Source organism: Enterobacter sp. DC1, assembly GCF_000568075.1.
Lineage (GTDB): Bacteria > Pseudomonadota > Gammaproteobacteria > Enterobacterales > Enterobacteriaceae > Enterobacter > Enterobacter asburiae.
Genome location: NZ_AZUA01000001.1, coordinates 75,074 through 92,028 on the forward strand (window position 1 = coordinate 75,074; position 16,955 = coordinate 92,028).

General features: G+C 55.5%; 19 protein-coding genes and 1 other annotated feature. Of the genes, 6 read left to right on the forward strand and 13 right to left on the reverse strand.

The genetic code is table 11. From position 1 onward, the window contains the following. Positions 1-15: 15 nt before the first annotated feature. Complete coding sequence (locus P346_RS20995) at positions 16-420, reverse strand: YkgJ family cysteine cluster protein (RefSeq protein WP_021240310.1); 405 nt, start codon at positions 418-420, stop codon at positions 16-18. 282 nt (positions 421-702) lie between these two features. Here P346_RS20995 and ompW point away from each other — a divergent pair, with 282 nt between their 5' ends. After that, positions 703-1,335, forward strand: coding sequence for an outer membrane protein OmpW (ompW, locus tag P346_RS20990; RefSeq protein WP_023312086.1), 633 nt, complete (start codon positions 703-705; stop codon positions 1,333-1,335). Positions 1,336-1,381: 46 nt separating this feature from the next. Here ompW and P346_RS22220 read toward each other — a convergent pair whose 3' ends face one another. The 3 genes from P346_RS22220 to yedE form a co-directional block, all read right to left on the reverse strand. After that, positions 1,382-1,720, reverse strand: a complete 339-nt coding sequence (locus P346_RS22220; RefSeq protein WP_071995940.1) for a hypothetical protein — start codon at positions 1,718-1,720, stop codon at positions 1,382-1,384. A gap of 126 nt (positions 1,721-1,846) precedes the next feature. Then, on the reverse strand, positions 1,847-2,080 hold the full coding sequence (gene yedF, locus P346_RS20980) for a sulfurtransferase-like selenium metabolism protein YedF (RefSeq protein ID WP_003856774.1): 234 nt from the start codon (positions 2,078-2,080) through the stop codon (positions 1,847-1,849). After that, positions 2,077-3,288 (reverse strand): selenium metabolism membrane protein YedE/FdhT, encoded by a 1,212-nt coding sequence (gene yedE / locus P346_RS20975; RefSeq protein WP_032656709.1) that lies wholly within the window; start codon positions 3,286-3,288, stop codon positions 2,077-2,079. The genes yedF and yedE overlap by 4 nt, the downstream gene beginning before the upstream one ends. Before the next feature lie 618 nt (positions 3,289-3,906). Here yedE and P346_RS20970 point away from each other — a divergent pair. Beyond that, entirely contained in the window at positions 3,907-4,542 is a 636-nt protein-coding gene (locus P346_RS20970; RefSeq protein ID WP_032656711.1) for a response regulator transcription factor, read from the forward strand. A 133-nt stretch (positions 4,543-4,675) separates the two neighbouring features. On the opposite strand, the gene trpA is transcribed toward P346_RS20970, so the two are convergent. From trpA to trpL, 6 genes are all read right to left on the reverse strand, one after another. Next, the gene (trpA, locus tag P346_RS20965; protein ID WP_032656713.1) at positions 4,676-5,485 is read right to left on the reverse strand and encodes a tryptophan synthase subunit alpha; all 810 of its coding nucleotides are present in this window, start codon (positions 5,483-5,485) and stop codon (positions 4,676-4,678) included. Beyond that, positions 5,485-6,678, reverse strand: a complete 1,194-nt coding sequence (gene trpB / locus P346_RS20960) for a tryptophan synthase subunit beta (protein ID WP_032656715.1) — start codon at positions 6,676-6,678, stop codon at positions 5,485-5,487. Before trpB ends, trpA begins: the two co-directional genes overlap by 1 nt. Positions 6,679-6,688: 10 nt before the next feature. Further along, positions 6,689-8,047, reverse strand: coding sequence for a bifunctional indole-3-glycerol-phosphate synthase TrpC/phosphoribosylanthranilate isomerase TrpF (gene trpCF / locus P346_RS20955; protein WP_032656716.1), 1,359 nt, complete (start codon positions 8,045-8,047; stop codon positions 6,689-6,691). Between the two features lie 3 nt (positions 8,048-8,050). Further along, positions 8,051-9,646: a bifunctional anthranilate synthase glutamate amidotransferase component TrpG/anthranilate phosphoribosyltransferase TrpD gene (trpD, locus tag P346_RS20950; RefSeq protein WP_032656718.1), complete on the reverse strand. Its 1,596-nt coding sequence runs from the start codon at positions 9,644-9,646 to the stop codon at positions 8,051-8,053. Further along, entirely contained in the window at positions 9,646-11,208 is a 1,563-nt protein-coding gene (locus P346_RS20945; protein ID WP_032656719.1) for an anthranilate synthase component 1, read from the reverse strand. The genes trpD and P346_RS20945 overlap by 1 nt, the downstream gene beginning before the upstream one ends. Before the next feature lie 23 nt (positions 11,209-11,231). Continuing rightward, positions 11,232-11,325: a sequence feature (Trp leader region), on the reverse strand. After that, a complete protein-coding gene (gene trpL, locus P346_RS23675; RefSeq protein ID WP_106993556.1) occupies positions 11,302-11,346 on the reverse strand; it encodes a trp operon leader peptide in 45 nt (14 codons plus the stop codon). (Overlaps the previous feature by 24 nt.) A gap of 139 nt (positions 11,347-11,485) precedes the next feature. Between trpL and rnm the strand changes: the two genes are divergently transcribed. The 3 genes from rnm (at position 11,486) to rluB (ending at position 13,956) form a co-directional block, all read left to right on the forward strand. Next, positions 11,486-12,367, forward strand: coding sequence for an RNase RNM (gene rnm, locus P346_RS20940; RefSeq protein WP_032656720.1), 882 nt, complete (start codon positions 11,486-11,488; stop codon positions 12,365-12,367). Further along, entirely contained in the window at positions 12,364-12,984 is a 621-nt protein-coding gene (locus P346_RS20935; RefSeq protein WP_003856793.1) for an L-threonylcarbamoyladenylate synthase, read from the forward strand. The genes rnm and P346_RS20935 overlap by 4 nt, the downstream gene beginning before the upstream one ends. Before the next feature lie 96 nt (positions 12,985-13,080). Beyond that, positions 13,081-13,956: a 23S rRNA pseudouridine(2605) synthase RluB gene (rluB, locus tag P346_RS20930; RefSeq protein WP_023312076.1), complete on the forward strand. Its 876-nt coding sequence runs from the start codon at positions 13,081-13,083 to the stop codon at positions 13,954-13,956. A gap of 35 nt (positions 13,957-13,991) precedes the next feature. Here the strand turns inward: rluB and cobO are convergent, their stop codons facing one another. Next, entirely contained in the window at positions 13,992-14,582 is a 591-nt protein-coding gene (gene cobO, locus P346_RS20925) for a cob(I)yrinic acid a,c-diamide adenosyltransferase (RefSeq protein WP_023312075.1), read from the reverse strand. Then, the gene (locus tag P346_RS20920; protein ID WP_032656721.1) at positions 14,579-15,340 is read right to left on the reverse strand and encodes a YciK family oxidoreductase; all 762 of its coding nucleotides are present in this window, start codon (positions 15,338-15,340) and stop codon (positions 14,579-14,581) included. The genes cobO and P346_RS20920 overlap by 4 nt, the downstream gene beginning before the upstream one ends. 251 nt (positions 15,341-15,591) lie before the next feature. Between P346_RS20920 and sohB the strand changes: the two genes are divergently transcribed. After that, positions 15,592-16,638 carry a protease SohB gene (gene sohB / locus P346_RS20915; RefSeq protein ID WP_032656723.1) on the forward strand — a complete coding sequence of 349 codons (1,047 nt, stop codon included), beginning with the start codon at positions 15,592-15,594 and terminating at the stop codon, positions 16,636-16,638. A gap of 34 nt (positions 16,639-16,672) precedes the next feature. Here sohB and P346_RS20910 read toward each other — a convergent pair whose 3' ends face one another. Next, positions 16,673-16,924, reverse strand: a complete 252-nt coding sequence (locus tag P346_RS20910; protein WP_023312072.1) for a YciN family protein — start codon at positions 16,922-16,924, stop codon at positions 16,673-16,675. Positions 16,925-16,955: the final 31 nt, after the last annotated feature.

Consider the following 16,955-nt stretch of genomic DNA (forward strand, 5'->3'; position numbering starts at 1 on the left):
TGAGTATTGCAGGTGTTAATTAGCCGGCAATTGTACACCGGATGCACCTGCTGTGGCAGCATCAAGGCTTGTATGGAAAAGCATATCTTTGTAAAGCGGCGGTAATCCAACGCGCGCCCGGGCGCGATTGCAGGCTTCGTTGACCTGGCCATCTTCCCCCGACATGGCAAATTCCCGACACGGGCTGGGCCGATCCTCATAGATGGAACATCGGGTAGAGACCCCGGGCTCACCCTGTAGCGCCACGCAGCGGGCCTGCTTTTGGTTTGTGCCGCTCATGCAGCGCAGAAAGGGCGTTAACGGCTCAGTAAGATGAACCGGAACGGTACCGCCGCCATCGCTGGCTTCGGCCCAGTAGAAAGAGACTCGAAAATACGCACAACAGGCTCCGCACGTCATGCACGGGTTGATATCACTCATGGCACACCTGCTAAAGAAGAACGCATCAAATCAATTTGTGAGAGCGATAAATTATCCAGCCGCCAGAGGAAGAGCAAGAGGGGGAAAAGGGAAAATTTTGTAACCGTGAAATGCCAAAAATTGACATGGAAACAACTTATCGCTTTTCAGTGCGTAACAAAAAATTAATCCAGATCAATGAATGTTAAGTTACTGGTTTTAATGTGATCTGTAGCAGATCACTTATTACTCATTTGTGAGTATATTCTCACCCGCGATTAAAACCACAACGATGGAGCGGATATGAAAAAATTAGCGGTGGCAGCCCTTGTATTAAGCAGTCTCTCTGGCGGCGCGTATGCGCATGAAGCAGGCGAATTCTTTATTCGTGCCGGTTCGGCTACGGTTCGCCCAACTGAAGGATCGGATAACGTGCTGGGTATGGGCGGTTTTAACGTCAGTAATAACACCCAGTTAGGGTTAACGTTCACCTATATGGCGACGGAAAACGTTGGTGTTGAGCTTCTTGCTGCAACGCCGTTCCGTCATCGCGTGGGTCTGGGCGCAACCGGTGATATTGCAACGGTTCACCATTTACCGCCAACGCTGATGGCGCAATGGTATTTTGGTGATGCCAGCAGCAAGGTGCGTCCTTATATTGGCGCTGGTGTGAACTACACCACCTTCTTTGACGAGAAGTTTAACGATACCGGTAAAGAGGCCGGTCTGACGGACCTCAGCCTGAAAGATTCGTGGGGTATGGCGGGGCAGGTCGGTCTGGACTATCTGATTAACCGCGACTGGCTGATTAACGCCTCGGTCTGGTACATGGATATTGATACGGACGTACGCTTCAAGGCGGGCGGTCAGCAGCAAAGTATCAATACTCGCCTGGATCCGTGGGTGTTTATGTTCTCTGCGGGTTATCGTTTCTGATCCCCCGTCAAACTGGCCACAGGGTGGCCAGTTTGCTTTGCTCACTTCAAAACGACGGATAAACCGGCCGCTCATCAAGCTTTACGCAGTGCCTCAGGATCTTTTCCCCATCGTATAAATAGCTGAAAGCGTCGCTGGACAGGGAATGAAAAAGAATGTCGCCGTTGGCAAACGGGATAATTTCGGTATCACCCGCACGTTTATGTCCCGCACCGGTTTCAAAATGACCTTGCCATCGTTCCTGGGTATGGTCATAAACGTGCAGAATAACCTCGACAAGTCCTCTTTGCGGACAATTAAGGCGCAGGAAGGTAGAAGAGAAATTCAGGGACAGCGCATGGAAGGGAATCAATAAGGCGAAAACCAGTAAAGCTCGTAAATACATCAAACCGCGAAAACCTCCTTCAAAAGGGAAGTGAGATTTTACTTAAGTCAAAAATTGCGTTTTTGCCGTGGATCAAGACGTCTTATAATTCAATGCGATAAAGGCCCCTCGCGAGGCCCCTGGCGATCATTTTTGAATCAAATAGCGAATGGTCGGGCCATCCTGCTGGATATCCAGCACCGTGTAACCGTGGTTTTTCGCATCCAGCGGAATGTTGTTAATGGACTGCGGGCAGTCGCTGACCACTTCAAGAATTTCCCCTTTTTTGAGCTGCGGTAGCGCTTCAAGCGTGGCAACAGCCGGATAAGGGCAGGGTTCACCGACCATATCCAGACGGTAATCGGGCACGATCTCTTTCATGCAGCATTCTCCTGGGTTTCTGTTTTAACACTCGCACGACGGAAGAAGCGTTTCTCCTGCGCGACAACCAGTAAAAAAGCGACCAGCAGCAGGGCGTAGGTGACCAGCAGGCCGCCGAGAGGACCGAAGGTGCTCAGCAGGTTGACCTTGTCCCAACTCGTGGCAAGCGCCGGGGACAGATCGTCCCAGAAGTACGCCAGAATCGTCGAGCCGATAACATTTCCCAGGCCCACCCACCAGTAATGCACCTGACCTTCAACGGCGCGGTACATCCAGCCGGTTTCACACCCGCCAGCCAGCACAATCCCGAAGCCAAACAGCAGGCCGCCAATCACCGCATTAGGACCAGCCCACATGATTTTCGGTTCGACGCCGAGTTGAACATAGCTGAAGATGCCGATGGCGCTGACCGCCATTCCGGCGATAATCGCCTTCGCCATCATCGTCCGACCGGTGATCCACATATCGCGAAACGCGGAGGTAAAGCAGATCTGCGCGCGTTCAATGAGCAGACCAAAACCCACGCCGAACAGCATCGCCAGGCCGAGTTTGGGCTGATTCATCGCAGTGCAAAGCGCCCAGGCGACCATAGCCAAAAAGACCAGCATACCGAGGCGGAAACGACGACGCGCCTGTTCTGGCTTCTGGGTTAACGGTGACGCTGCGCTGACTTTTGTCATTTTCACCGGAATGCGGAACAGCGGCAGCAGGGTGAATTTTGCGCCAAAGTAAGAGCCGATGGCCGTGGCGACAGCAAAGAACCAGGCGTGAAGCGAAAACTGAGGAATCCCCGTAAAGAAAGCGGCCAGGTTACAGCCCATCGCCAGACGGGCGCCAAACCCGGCAATGATACCGCCGACCACCGCCTGCATTATGCGAATCCGGCTTTTGGGCATCCGCAACTTAACGTTGTTTGCCCACAGCGCCGCTGCGAAACAGCCGCCGAACATGCCGATGATCATCATCCCGTCGATGCGGGTAAGCGGCGTGCCGTCCAGATGAATGAGTTTAAAGTAACCCCACTCTTCGGTATGCACGCCAGCGAGCTGTAGCAATTGGCCACCCCAGCGGGTGAACTCGCCGGTCACGGCCCAGAAGGTGCCGGTGATGCCGAAATAGTAGGTAGAGAGAATGCCTGCCGCGATAACGGCCGGGACAGGTGACCAGAACTTAACCAGGTAAGTCTGTTTGAAGGCGTGCCATGACATGAATAAGCCTCTGAACTCAGAAGGTGTAAGTGAATTTAACGGACTGGAATATATATCTTTTTCGTTTGCCTCAAAACCTCTCCAAACCTTTTCTCCAAAATACCGCCTCTTTTTATGACCTCAGTCATTTAACCGTGCTGCGTTTGGATTCTCGGCACGGCTGCGCAATTCAGAGAAGCAAGAGCCGTTGATATACCAGATGTTCTGACAGAGACTCTGGCTGGAGTGCGGGTGGATCCCGAATCGGCGTTAACACCAAAAACGCACTCTTATTCAGCTTAACCACCTGGCAGTTGTAAAAACTGCACCTTAAATCGTCAGGGCTAAGATTATTCCCGCAATATGAGTCAAATATATACAAAAGGATTTGCTTGAAAGATGAGTTTTAACATTACCGCTGCTCAAAAAGGACTTTTATATCTATCTTTTTTCAGAATATCCTCATGCTAATTGACTTTGCTAAATTAGAATATTCGCATATGAATTGTTATTCTTTGATTTTGTTACTTCCGGTTATTAAACGATATCAGACATAGAGGCTGGCAATCCTAAAATTTTTGTGAATGGACGCCTCCGTTCGTATTATGTACGTCGAGGGCCTGGTGAGGAGAGAGTGATATGGAAGATGTTGTTTATGTTATCGATGATGATGATGCATATAGGCAGTTTGTGGTTAAATTGTTAATGGCGAAAGGTTATCAAACTTTTGACTTCAAAAATGCCGAAGAATTTCTCTCCTGCCCCATAGTTGATCATCCCTCATGCTTAATACTTGAAATTAACACCTCAGACACTAACGGTTTCGATGTGATAGATGCCCTCAAGGAACGTGGCTGTACAATACCGATAATTATCCTGACTATGACCAGCTCAATCCCACTCTGCGTACGAGCGATGAAAGCAGGCGTTCGGGATTTTTTGACTAAGCCAGTCGAACCGGAACAATTTATCAATGTCGTGAAAGATGTGCTAATCGAAGCGACCAATAACTTTTTAGAGCAGCAAAGAATATTCGAGCTTTGTAAAAACTATCAGGCATTAACACGGCGCGAGAAGCAGACCTTTGAGCTGGCGATTAATGGCCTGCAAAACAAACAAATTGCGTCTGAACTGGGCATATCAGAAATTACCGTGAAGGTCCATCGACGTCGGGTTATGGATAAAATGCAGGTTCGTACTTTAGCTGATTTGGTCCATGCTGCCGGTACTTTACAAATTGGTAAGTCCCGATGTCCGCCCCGGAAACGTTATTAAGAAAGCATAATTGAAGCATTCGTCATTACTGGCCTGTCAATTGCGTTCTTAAATAGCAGCCCGCACGTCAGCAGCAGGAAGAGTGATAGCCTGGAAGGGTAACCGTCTGGCAGGAAGCCAGACGGTGGAAGGGTTATGCTTTACGCGTCGCCGCTTTCATTGCGGTCACAAACGCTTTCAGCTCGGCCAGCATCTGCTCGGGCTTGTCCACGTTCTTTTCGATGATCTTCACAATCGCGGAGCCGGAGATGGCACCTGCCGCTTTCGCGTCAATCGCTGCGGTGACCTGCTCCGGGGAGGAAATCCCGAACCCCTGCAGCGGAGGCGCGGCATGGTACTCGGCCAGCTTCTCCACCAGATGATGCAGAGGCAACGCCGCTTTGTTCTCGGCACCGGTCACGCCCGCGCGGGAGAGCAGGTAGGTATACCCGCGTCCGTAAGAGGCAATCTGGCGCAGCAGTTCGTCATCAGAGTTCGGTGGGCAGATGAAAATCGGGGCGACGTTATGGCGCATCGCCGCCTGACGGAATGGCGCAGATTCCTCAACCGGCACGTCTGCCACCAGAACGGAGTCGACGCCCACGCGCGCGCACTCGGCATAGAACTCATCAATACCGCGGTTAAAGACCAGGTTGGCGTACATCAGCAGGCCGATCGGAATGGTCGGGTGCTTCTGGCGAATCGCCGCCAGCATCTCGAAGCACTGGGTTGGCGTCACGCCGGAGGCAAATGCGCGCAGCGTTGCGTTCTGGATGGTCGGGCCATCCGCCAGCGGGTCAGAGAACGGAATACCCAGCTCCAGCGCGTCGGCGCCGGCTTCAATCAGAGTGTCGATAATCTTCAGCGACTGTTCCGGGCCCGGATCGCCCAGGGTGACGAAGGGAACGAACGCGCCTTCCTGGCGGGATTTCAGCTCTGCAAATACGTTATCGTAGCGTTCCATCAGATTTCCCCTCGTGCTTTCAGAATATCGTGAACGGTGAAGATATCTTTGTCACCGCGGCCGGAAAGGTTCACCACCAGCAGCTGTTCTTTTTCCGGGTTTTCTTTAATCATTTTCAGCGCATGCGCCAGGGCGTGCGAAGACTCCAGCGCCGGGATGATCCCTTCGCTGCGGCACAGCGTTTTAAAGGCTTCCAGCGCTTCGTCATCGGTAATGGAGACATAGTCCGCGCGGCCGGTGCTGTTCAGGAACGCATGCTGCGGCCCGACGGACGGGAAGTCGAGGCCAGCAGAAATAGAGTAAGACTCTTCAATCTGTCCCTCATCGGTTTGCATCATCGGGGATTTCATACCGAAGTAGATCCCCACGCGGCCATGCTTCAGCGGCGCGCCGTGTTCACCCGATTCAATGCCGTGACCGGCAGGCTCTACGCCAATCAGACCCACGCTGGTGTCGTCAATAAAGTCTGCGAACATACCGATGGCGTTAGACCCGCCGCCAACGCAGGCGATAACCGCATCCGGCAGGCGACCCTCTTTTTCAAGGATCTGCGCTTTGGTCTCTTCACCGATCATGCGCTGGAATTCGCGCACGATAGTCGGGAACGGGTGCGGGCCCGCCGCGGTACCGAGCATATAGTGTGCGGTTTCATAGCTGCCAGACCAGTCGCGCAGCGCTTCGTTACAGGCATCCTTCAGCGTTGCGGAGCCGCTGTGCACCGGGATCACTTCTGCTCCCATCAGACGCATACGGAAGACGTTCGGAGACTGACGCTCAACGTCTTTCGCTCCCATATAGATGCGGCATTTCAGACCGAGCAGGGCGCTGGCAAGCGCAGAGGCCACGCCGTGCTGACCCGCACCGGTTTCGGCGATGATTTCGGTTTTGCCCATACGCTTCGCGAGCAGCGCCTGGCCCAGCACCTGGTTAGTTTTATGCGCGCCGCCGTGCAGCAGGTCTTCACGCTTCAGATACAGCGTGGTTTTGGTGCCTTCCGTCAGGTTGCGGCATTTGGTCAGCGCGGTCGGACGACCGGCATAATTTTTCAACAGGTCGGTAAATTCAGCCTGAAACGCCGGATCTTTCTGCGCGCTGACAAACGCTTCTTCCAGCTGGCGCAGCGCGGGCATCAGGATTTGCGGGACGTACATCCCGCCGAACTCACCAAAATACGGGTTAAGTAATGTCGTCATCTTCTCTTCCTTAATATGCACGCAGAGTTTTAAAAACCGAGGCCAGCTTGCTGGCATCTTTGATACCCGGTTGGGACTCTACGCCTGAATTGAAATCGAGGCCTGCGCAGCCGGTTTTAGCGGCTTCTACGCAGTTATCCGGGCTTAATCCGCCCGCCAGCAGGACGTTGTCCAGCTTTTCGCCGTTCAGCAGCGACCAGTCAAAACGCTGGCCGGTGCCGCCCTGGCCGTTATCGAGGACGTATTTATCCACATGGTTCAGGTTACGCGAGGGCAACGTATCGCCAACGCTTTGCGCTTTCCAGATTTGCACCTGTGGTGCCAGCGCGGCGCGCAGGGCATCGATGTAGCTCTGGTCTTCATCGCCGTGGAGCTGCACCGCGCTCAGGGGTAACGCCTCGGCTTTGGCCGCAACGTCTGCAATATCTACGTTGCGGAAAACGCCCACGTAGCTGAGCGGAGCCGCTGCGATGATCTTACGCGCCTGCTCTTCGCTGACCGCGCGTGGAGAGGAATCGACAAAGATCAGCCCGCCGTAAATCGCCCCGGCTTCATACGCGGCCTGGGCATCCTGTTCGCGGGTTAAGCCGCAGACTTTGTTTTCACCCAGCAGCACGCGACGCACGGCCGCGTTGAGATCGTCATGCTCCATCATGGCGGAGCCAATCAGGAAACCGTTGGCGAAGTGGCTCAGCTCGCGCACCTGGGCATAGCTGTTAATGCCGGATTCGCTGATCACCGTGACGCCAGACCCCAGACGCGGCGCCAGCTGACGGGTACGGTTCAGGTCAATGGACAGGTCACGCAGATCGCGGTTGTTGATCCCGACAACTTTGGCTTCCAGCGCAATCGCGCGCTCCAGCTCCTCTTCGTTGCTCACTTCGGTCAGCACGCCCATGTTCAGGCTGTGCGCCACGGCGGAAAGCTGGCGATACTGCTCATCGTCGAGCACCGAGAGCATCAGCAGGCAGGCGTCGGCCTGGTAAAAACGCGCCAGCCAGATCTGATACGGGTCGATAATAAAGTCTTTGCACAGGATCGGCTGCGGCGCGATGCCGCTGACGATCGGCAGAAAATCGAAGCTGCCCTGAAAATATTTCTCATCCGTCAGCACGGAGATGGCTGACGCGTGATGCTTATAAATGCCGGCAATACGCGCCGGGTCGAAATCGTCGCGAATAACACCTTTAGACGGGGAGGCTTTTTTGCACTCAAGAATAAACGCGGTGCGTGCACCCTGCAGGGCATCATAGAAACGACGTTGGCTTGGTACGACGTCATTCTGGAAACTGGCAAGCGGCTGCTGTTGCTTGCGGGCTTCCACCCAGATGGCCTTATCGGCAACGATTTTCGCTAAAACGGTCTGCATTCTTTACCCTCTTGCCGCAAGTGCGGTAACGCGATCGTAAGCTGCACCGGAGCGCAGTACATCCAGAACTTTTTGAACGTTGGCCTTCAGGTCTTCCTCACCGTGCAAACGCATCAGCATGGCGACGTTGGCAGCAACGGCGGCCTCATGGGCGACCTCTCCTTTACCTTGTAATAAGCGCGTCAGAATGTCACGGTTTTCTTCCGGCGTACCGCCAGCCAGCGCTTCCTGGTGATACGGCGCGAGGCCGAAGTCGGCAGCCTCCAGCTGATAGCTGAGGATTTCACCGTCGCGCAGTTCGGCCACCAGCGTCGGGGCATGAAGAGAAACCTCATCCATACCGCCGCTGTGCACCACGGCGGCACGTTGGTAACCCAGCACGCGCAGCGTCTCGGCAATCGGCAGAACCAGTTCCGGGCTATAGACACCAATCAGCGCCAGCGGAGGGTGCGCCGGATTGATCAGCGGGCCGAGCACGTTAAACAGCGTGCGGGTTTTAAGCTGCTGACGAACCGGCATCGCGTGGCGGAAACCGGTGTGATACTTCGGCGCAAACAGGAAGCAGACGCCCAGGTCATCCAGCGCTTCGCGGGAACGCTCGGCGTTCATATCGAGGTTAATACCGAAAGCGGCGAGCAGATCGGAAGAGCCTGACCGGCTGGAAACGCTGCGGTTACCGTGCTTCGCGACCTTCAAACCACACGCCGCCGCCACGAAGGCACTGGCGGTGGAGATATTGATGCTGTTACTGCCGTCACCGCCGGTACCGACGATATCGGCAAACTGATAGTCCGGGCGCGGGAACGGGGCGGCATTTTCCAGCAGGGCCGTGGCGGCACCGGCGATCTCCTGCGGGCTTTCGCCGCGCACCTTCATGCTCACCAGCGCGGCCGCCAGCTGTTCAGGCTTCAGTTCACCGCGAACCACGGCGGAGAAGAGCTGGTGGCTCTCCTGCTGGCTCAGGGTCTGCGCCTGGTACAGTTTTTCCAGAATCGGCTGCAGGGTGTTGGTCTGCTCCAGCTTCTGTAACGCCCAGTCGAGCGTCTGCTCCAGCAGGCGGGCGCCGTGGGTGGTCAGGATAGATTCCGGGTGGAACTGCAGGCCGCAGACGCGGTCCGCATCGTGGCGCACCGCCATCACCATGCCTTCAAAAGAGGCGTTGATCGTCAGCCCGGCGGGAATATTGCTGCCAACCAGCGAGTGATAGCGCGCGACCGGGAGCGGGTTCGGCAGCCCGGCAAACATTGCCTGGCCGTCATGTTCAATGCTGGACGCCTTACCGTGGAGGATTTCACCTGCCTGGCCAACGTAGCCGCCATAGGCTTCAACAATCGCCTGATGGCCGAGGCAGATGCCGATAATCGGCAGCTTGCCGCGCATGCGGGTCAGCAGCTCCGGCATACAGCCCGCTTCGCTCGGTGCGCCTGGCCCCGGGGAGAGCATCAGCACCGGGTTTTGCATGGTGGCCAGACGGTCAATCAGGGTCTGCGCGGGAACGTGGTTGCGGTAGATAACGACGTTGTGGCCATTCGCACGCAGCTGATCTGCCAGGTTATAGGTAAAGGAGTCGATATTATCGAGCAGCAGAATGTCAGCCATCAGAAAATCTCCTGTGCATGGTGTGCGGTAGCAATGGCGCGAAGGACCGCACGGGCTTTACTGCGCGTTTCGTCAGCTTCAGACTGCGGAACAGAATCAAGAACAATCCCGGCACCCGCCTGAACGGTGGCAATACCGTCTTCAACATAGGCGGAGCGGATTACGATGCAGGTGTCGAGATCGCCGTGGGCGGTGAAGTAACCCACCGCGCCGCCGTAGCTGCCGCGACGGCGTCCTTCGGCGGCGGCAATCAGCTGCATGGCGCGTACTTTTGGCGCACCGCTCAGGGTGCCCATGTTCATGCAGGCGCGGTAGGCGTGCAGCCCGTCGAGATCGTGGCGCAGCTCGCCGACCACGCGGGAGACCAGGTGCATCACGAACGAATAGCGGTCGACTTTGGTCAGGTCCGCCACGTAGCGGCTGCCTGGGGTGCAAATGCGTGCCAGATCGTTACGCGCCAGGTCAACCAGCATCAGGTGCTCGGAGAGTTCTTTGTGGTCGGTACGCATTTCAAGTTCGATGCGGCTGTCCAAATCGCGGTCCAGCGAGCCGTCGGCGCGACGACCGCGCGGACGGGTTCCGGCAATCGGGTAGATCTCAATCTGACGGCTGGTGGCATCGTACTTCAGCGAGCTTTCCGGCGAGGCGCCGAACAGCGTGAACTCGTTGTCCTGCATGAAGAACATGTACGGGCTTGGGTTACTCTTTTTCAGCACGTCGTACGCTGCGAGCGGCGACGGGCAGGGCAGCGAGAAGCGACGGGACGGCACGACCTGGAAAATTTCCCCGGCGCGAATCGCTTTTTGCATCTGGCGAACCACGGCGCCGTACTGATCGTCAGTCTGGTTAACGTCGCAGGTCATTTTTTCCACGCGCTGCACCGGAAGCGCAGGCGGTGCTTCCGTCATCTGCTGCTGCAGCTGAGCGATGCGGTGCTCAAGGCGTTGTTTCTCAGAGACAGAAGGTGTGAACAGGCTTGCCTGGATGCGGGTATATTGCTTCTGGTGGTCGATCACCAGCAGCGTTTCAGCCAGATAGAAGCAATAGTCCGGGCAGCGATTACCCTGCTCGGTTTCCGGCAACTCTTCAAATCCGGCTACCAGGTCATAAGCAAACAGCCCACCAAAGAACATCGCCTCACGCTCGTCTTCCGGCACGGTGACCAGGTTCTGCAGCAGGCGGAAGGCATCGAAAACGGACAGGGAGCAGAGGCGCGCGTCTTCGTCCAGCAGCTGGCTCACCGGTGGGAAATGCAGAATGCGCATTTCTGGATGACGTTCGTTTTCAATGCCTGAAGGCAGGGCGGCATCCAGCAGCGGCAGCAGCGATGCGCCATTGTCTGATAATGCCTTGATGGTGACAGTGTCACCTAAAGCGGTAATGCGCAGCGCGCTGTCGACCAGCAGCAGGCTCTTGAGATCGTCCTTGCTGTCGATATCCGCAGACTCCAGCAGCAGCGTTGCCGGACGAGCCCCGCACACCTGATGAAACAGCGCGGTCGGGTTGTGGCGATAGGCCGCCTCGCAGGTCAGCAGTTCGAGATGAGGTTTGGCTGTTTGCATGTTGTTGTTCTCATATTTTGTTCAAAAAAAAGCCCGCTGGGTAGCGGGCGGGTATCTGTTTGCATTTCGCAGACGCGTGACACTGCCCGAAGATCAGGAAGTGCGCCACCAGCCGTGCAGAGTGAAATGTGCTGTCATTTTCAGATACCTTTCTCGTGTGAACTTGCGTACTAGTTAACTAGTTCGATGGCAAGTTGTCAACCCTTGATTTCAGAATTTCGCGTTAAGTCGGTATCATGGTGTTTTCGGATGTCTCCAACCTGTTATGGGAAGTGCTTTGAGCGATACCACCTACGCCATTATTTATGATTTACACAGCCATACTCAGGCCTCTGATGGCCTGCTGACACCCGAAGCCCTGGTTCATCGCGCCGTTGAAATGCGCGTCGGCACGCTGGCGATAACCGATCACGATACGACAGATGCCATTCCGGCGGCGCGCGCCGAGATTGCCCGCAGCGGGCTGGCGCTGAATCTGGTGTCCGGCGTCGAGATCTCGACCGTCTGGGAAAACCATGAGATTCATATTGTTGGCCTGAATATCGATATAGACCATCCGGCACTTACGGCATTTTTGCAAGAACAAAAAACGCGCCGCAATCAGCGCGCAGAGATGATCGGTGAGCGTCTGGAAAAGGCGCATATTCCGGGCGCGCTGGAAGGCGCGCAAAAGATGGCGAACGGCGGGGCGGTCACCCGCGGTCATTTCGCCCGTTTTCTGGTCGACGCGGGCAAAGCGACGACCATGGCGGACGTCTTTAAAAAGTATCTGGCACGCGGTAAAACCGGATACGTTCCGCCGCAGTGGTGTACAATAAAACAAGCTATTGATGTGATTCATCATTCTGGCGGTAAGGCCGTGCTGGCCCATCCGGGGCGGTATAATCTTTCTGCTAAATGGCTGAAAAGGCTGCTGGCACACTTTGCCGAATGCGGTGGCGAGGCGATGGAAGTCGCCCAGTGTCAGCAGGCGCCCAACGAGCGCGCGCAGCTCGCGACCTATGCCCGCCAGTTCGGCCTGCTTGGTTCACAGGGCTCTGATTTCCATCAGCCCTGCGCGTGGATCGAACTGGGGCGCAAGCTCTGGTTGCCCGCTGGCGTTGAACCGGTCTGGCAGCTCTGGGAACAGCCGCAGCAAATTGAAGAGAGGGAAGTATGAGTCAGTTTTTCTATATCCATCCGGATAACCCGCAGCCACGTCTGATCAACCAGGCCGTGGAGATCGTCCGCAAAGGCGGCGTGATTGTCTACCCAACCGATTCAGGCTACGCGCTGGGCTGTAAAATTGAAGATAAAGGGGCAATGGAGCGCATTTGCCGTATTCGCCAGCTGCCGGACGGCCATAACTTTACCCTGATGTGCCGCGATCTCTCTGAGCTGTCGACCTATGCGTATGTTGATAACGTGGCGTTTCGCCTGATTAAGAACAACACGCCGGGCAACTACACCTTCATCCTGAAGGGCACGAAGGAAGTACCGCGTCGTCTGCTGCAGGAGAAACGCAAAACCATCGGCATGCGCGTGCCGTCTAACCCGATTGCGCAGGCGCTGCTGGAAACCCTCGGCGAACCGATGCTTTCTACCTCGCTGATGCTGCCGGGAAGTGAATTTACCGAGTCCGATCCGGAAGAAATTAAAGATCGTCTGGAGAAGGTGGTCGAGCTGATTATTCACGGCGGCTATCTTGGCCAGCAGCCGACCACCGTGGTCGACTTAACCGAAGATGCACCGGAAGTGATTCGTGAAGGCGTGGGTGACGTAAAGCCTTTCTTGTAAGGGTATAAGCAGATATACTACGCGGCCATCAAAGCAGGGCTCAGCCCTCTTTTGACCTGATTCGACGCCTGTGAAGGCGACACCTGAGGAAGCTCAATGAGCGAGAAGTTACAGAAAGTGCTGGCGCGCGCCGGCCACGGCTCACGCCGTGAAATCGAAGCCATTATTGAAGCGGGCCGCGTGAGTGTGGACGGTAAAATCGCCACGCTGGGTGACCGCGTTGAAATCGTACCGGGGCTGAAGATCCGCATCGACGGTCATCTTATCTCCGTGAAAGAGTCTGCTGAACAGATCTGCCGCGTGCTGGCTTACTACAAGCCGGAAGGCGAGCTGTGCACCCGCAACGACCCGGAAGGTCGCCCGACGGTGTTTGACCGTCTGCCTAAACTGCGTGGCGCTCGCTGGATTGCCGTCGGTCGTCTGGACGTAAACACCTGCGGTCTGCTGCTGTTTACCACCGATGGTGAACTGGCAAACCGTCTGATGCACCCAAGCCGTGAAGTGGAACGTGAATACGCGGTGCGCGTATTTGGCCAGGTTGATGAGAATAAACTGCGCGATCTGTCGCGTGGCGTTCAGCTGGAAGACGGCCCTGCGGCGTTCAAAACCATCAAGTTTACCGGTGGGGAAGGCATTAACCAGTGGTACAACGTCACCCTGACCGAAGGCCGTAACCGCGAGGTGCGTCGTCTGTGGGAAGCGGTAGGTGTCCAGGTGAGCCGTCTGATCCGCGTCCGTTACGGCGACATTCTGCTGCCGAAAGGTCTGCCGCGCGGTGGTTATACCGAACTGGATCTGACCCAAACCAACTATCTGCGCGAGCTGGTCGGCCTGACGCCGGAAACCACCTCAAAAGTGGCGGTGGAAAAAGATCGTCGTCGCATGAAGGCGAATCAGATCCGTCGCGCGGTGAAGCGACACAGCCAGGTGAGCAGCAGTCGCCGCTCCGGCAGCCGTAACAACAACGGTTAATATAAAAGCCCGGTGAACGTACCGGGCTTTTTTCTTTAGTAATCAATTCCAATTTGCGCTTTGATGCCTGCATCAAACGCATGTTTGACCGGACGCAGCTCGCTGACGGTATCGGCCATCTCCAGAATATCCCGATGACACCCGCGGCCCGTGACGATAACCGTCTGGTGGACAGGACGATTCTTCAGAGCATCCAGCACGGCTTCCAGCGGCAGATAGTCGTAGGCGACCATATAGGTGATCTCATCCAGCAGAACCATATTCAGCGAGGGATCGGCCAGCATTCTCTTTGCATGCTCCCAGACGGCGAGACAGGCTGCAGTATCCGTTTCCCGGTTCTGGGTATCCCACGTAAACCCGGTCGCCATCACCTGAAACTCAACGCCGTGAGGCTCAAGTAAATTCCGCTCACCGTTGGGCCATTCGCCTTTGATAAACTGGATCACGCCCACTTTTTGACCGTGTCCGACGGCGCGTGTCGCCGTGCCGAATGCGGCGGTAGTTTTCCCTTTTCCGTTGCCGGTAAAAACGATGACGATCCCACGTTCGTCCTGGGCTGCCGCGACGCGCGCATCGACCTGTTCTTTCAGACGCTGCTGGCGCTGCTGATGACGTTCTTCACTCATTGCGAAATTCCTGGTTTACGTCCCGGCTGGGCGTCAAAGGTCATCCCGGTTTTGCGGCGGCTGTCGTCGCCCATCAGCCAGAGATAGAGCGGCATAATGTCTGCCGGGGTTTTCAGCTTCTGCGGATCTTCGCTCGGGAAAGCGCTGGCGCGCATTTTGGTGCGCGTACCGCCCGGGTTAATGCAGTTTACGCGCAGATGGCGGCTCTGATACTCCTCCGCCAGCACCTGCATCATGCCTTCGGTCGCGAATTTTGATACAGCATAGGCTCCCCAGTTTGCGCGTCCCTCACGGCCAACGCTGGAAGAGGTAAAGACCAGGGACCCGGACTCGGATTTGAGTAATAAAGGAAGCAATGCCTGTGTGAGGAAAAACGTGCCGTTGACGTTGACCTGCATCACCTGCTGCCAGATATCAGGATCCTGTTCATCCATCGGACGAACCTCGCCTAACAAACCGGCGTTATGCAGCACGCCGTCGAGTCTCGGATAGTGAGCGCTGATGCGCTGAGCTAATTCCTGGCACACCGCGGGTGTGCAGGTCAGTAAATCGAGCGTGTACCACGGGGCCGGCGTGCCGCATATAGCCTCAATCTCCTGAGCGACGTTTTTGAGTTTTTCTTCGTTGCGCCCGATCAAAATGACGTGCGCGCCATATTCGGCGTATGTCAGGGCTGCCTCGCGGCCAATCCCGTCGCTGGCACCGGTGACAAGGATAATCCGGTTTTGCAGCAGATTTTTTTGCGGTTGATAATGCACGGTGACTCCTCAGGCGACCGGTGACGCAATGGCGCCTTTATAATGACTTTTCGGCTTTATGCCCGAATTAGCCTAATAATTCAATCAGTCTACAGGACGCATTACTGTAAAATTAACAATTTGCAAATATTTAAACTCCAGTCCGGGGATTCCTGAAGGCCGCTCGCAGAGGTAATGTCACGAGCGAGACGCATGGGCAGGGCTGTTGTACACTGCCGTGAAAGATTCGTGGTTAAATCAAGGTGGAACGCGTGGAATTACTTTCTCAATATGGGTTGTTTTTGGCCAAAATCGCGACGGTGGTGATTGCCATTGCGGTGGTAGCCGTTCTGATTGTCAACCTGACGCAGCGCAAGCGTCAGCGTGGGGAGTTACGCATCACCCGCCTGAGCGAGCAGTATAAAGAGATGCAGGAAGAGATGTCTCTGGCGCTGCTTGATAGTCATCAACAGAAGCTCTGGCTGAAAGCGCAGAAGAAAAAGCAGAAACAGGAAGCCAAAGCGGCAAAGGCAAAAGCAAAGCTCAATGCGCCGCAGGATAAGGCCACGCCGCGCGTCTATGTGCTCGATTTTAAAGGCAGTATGGATGCGCATGAGGTTTCTTCTCTGCGGGAGGAGGTGACGGCCGTTATGGCCGTGGCGACACCGCAGGATCAGGTTGTCGTGCGTCTTGAAAGCCCCGGCGGGGTGGTTCACGGTTACGGACTGGCCGCCTCACAGCTGCAGCGCCTGCGTGAAAAACAGATCCCGCTGACCGTGGCCGTGGATAAAGTGGCGGCGAGCGGTGGCTACATGATGGCCTGCGTGGCGGACAAAATTGTTGCCGCGCCGTTCTCCATTATTGGCTCGATCGGCGTGGTCGCGCAAATTCCGAACTTTAACCGCTTCCTGAAAAATAAAGAGATTGATATCGAACTTCACACGGCGGGTCAGTACAAACGTACCCTGACGCTGCTGGGAGAAAACACGGAAGAAGGGCGTCAAAAATTCCGTGAAGACCTCAACGAAACGCATCATCTCTTTAAAGATTTTGTACACCGTATGCGTCCAACCCTCGATATTGAACAGGTCGCGACGGGTGAGCACTGGTACGGCGTCCAGGCGCAGGAGAAAGGGCTGGTGGATGAAGTCGGAACCAGCGACGATCTGCTGCTCAATCTGATGGAAGGCCGGGAACTGGTGGGCGTGCGCTTTACCCAGCGTAAGCGACTCCTTGACCGCTTTACCAACAGTGCAGCGGAAAGCGCGGACCGCCTGCTGCTGCGCTGGCTACAGCGCGGACAAAAACCGCTGCTGTAAACAAAAACGCGAGGCACATGCCTCGCGTTTTGCGTTAATCGACCAGGTGATATTTCTCTGAAAGCGTATGCGCCAGGTATTTGAACATGTTAAACACGGCGGTGCTTTTCGGGGTCGGTAAGCCCTGTTCGTCAAGGAAGTATTCGCCGCTGAAAATCAGCACGCCATTACGCTGCTCAACGCCTGTGGCTTCAATGCCCGCCAGCGTATCTTCATGGTCACGGATAAGCTTGTTTGCTTCGATAAGCAGAGAGGCTCGGTCAATAGGTTGGGTCGTATTCTGCATAATCCACTCCTTAAACAGTGACAATAGTCTA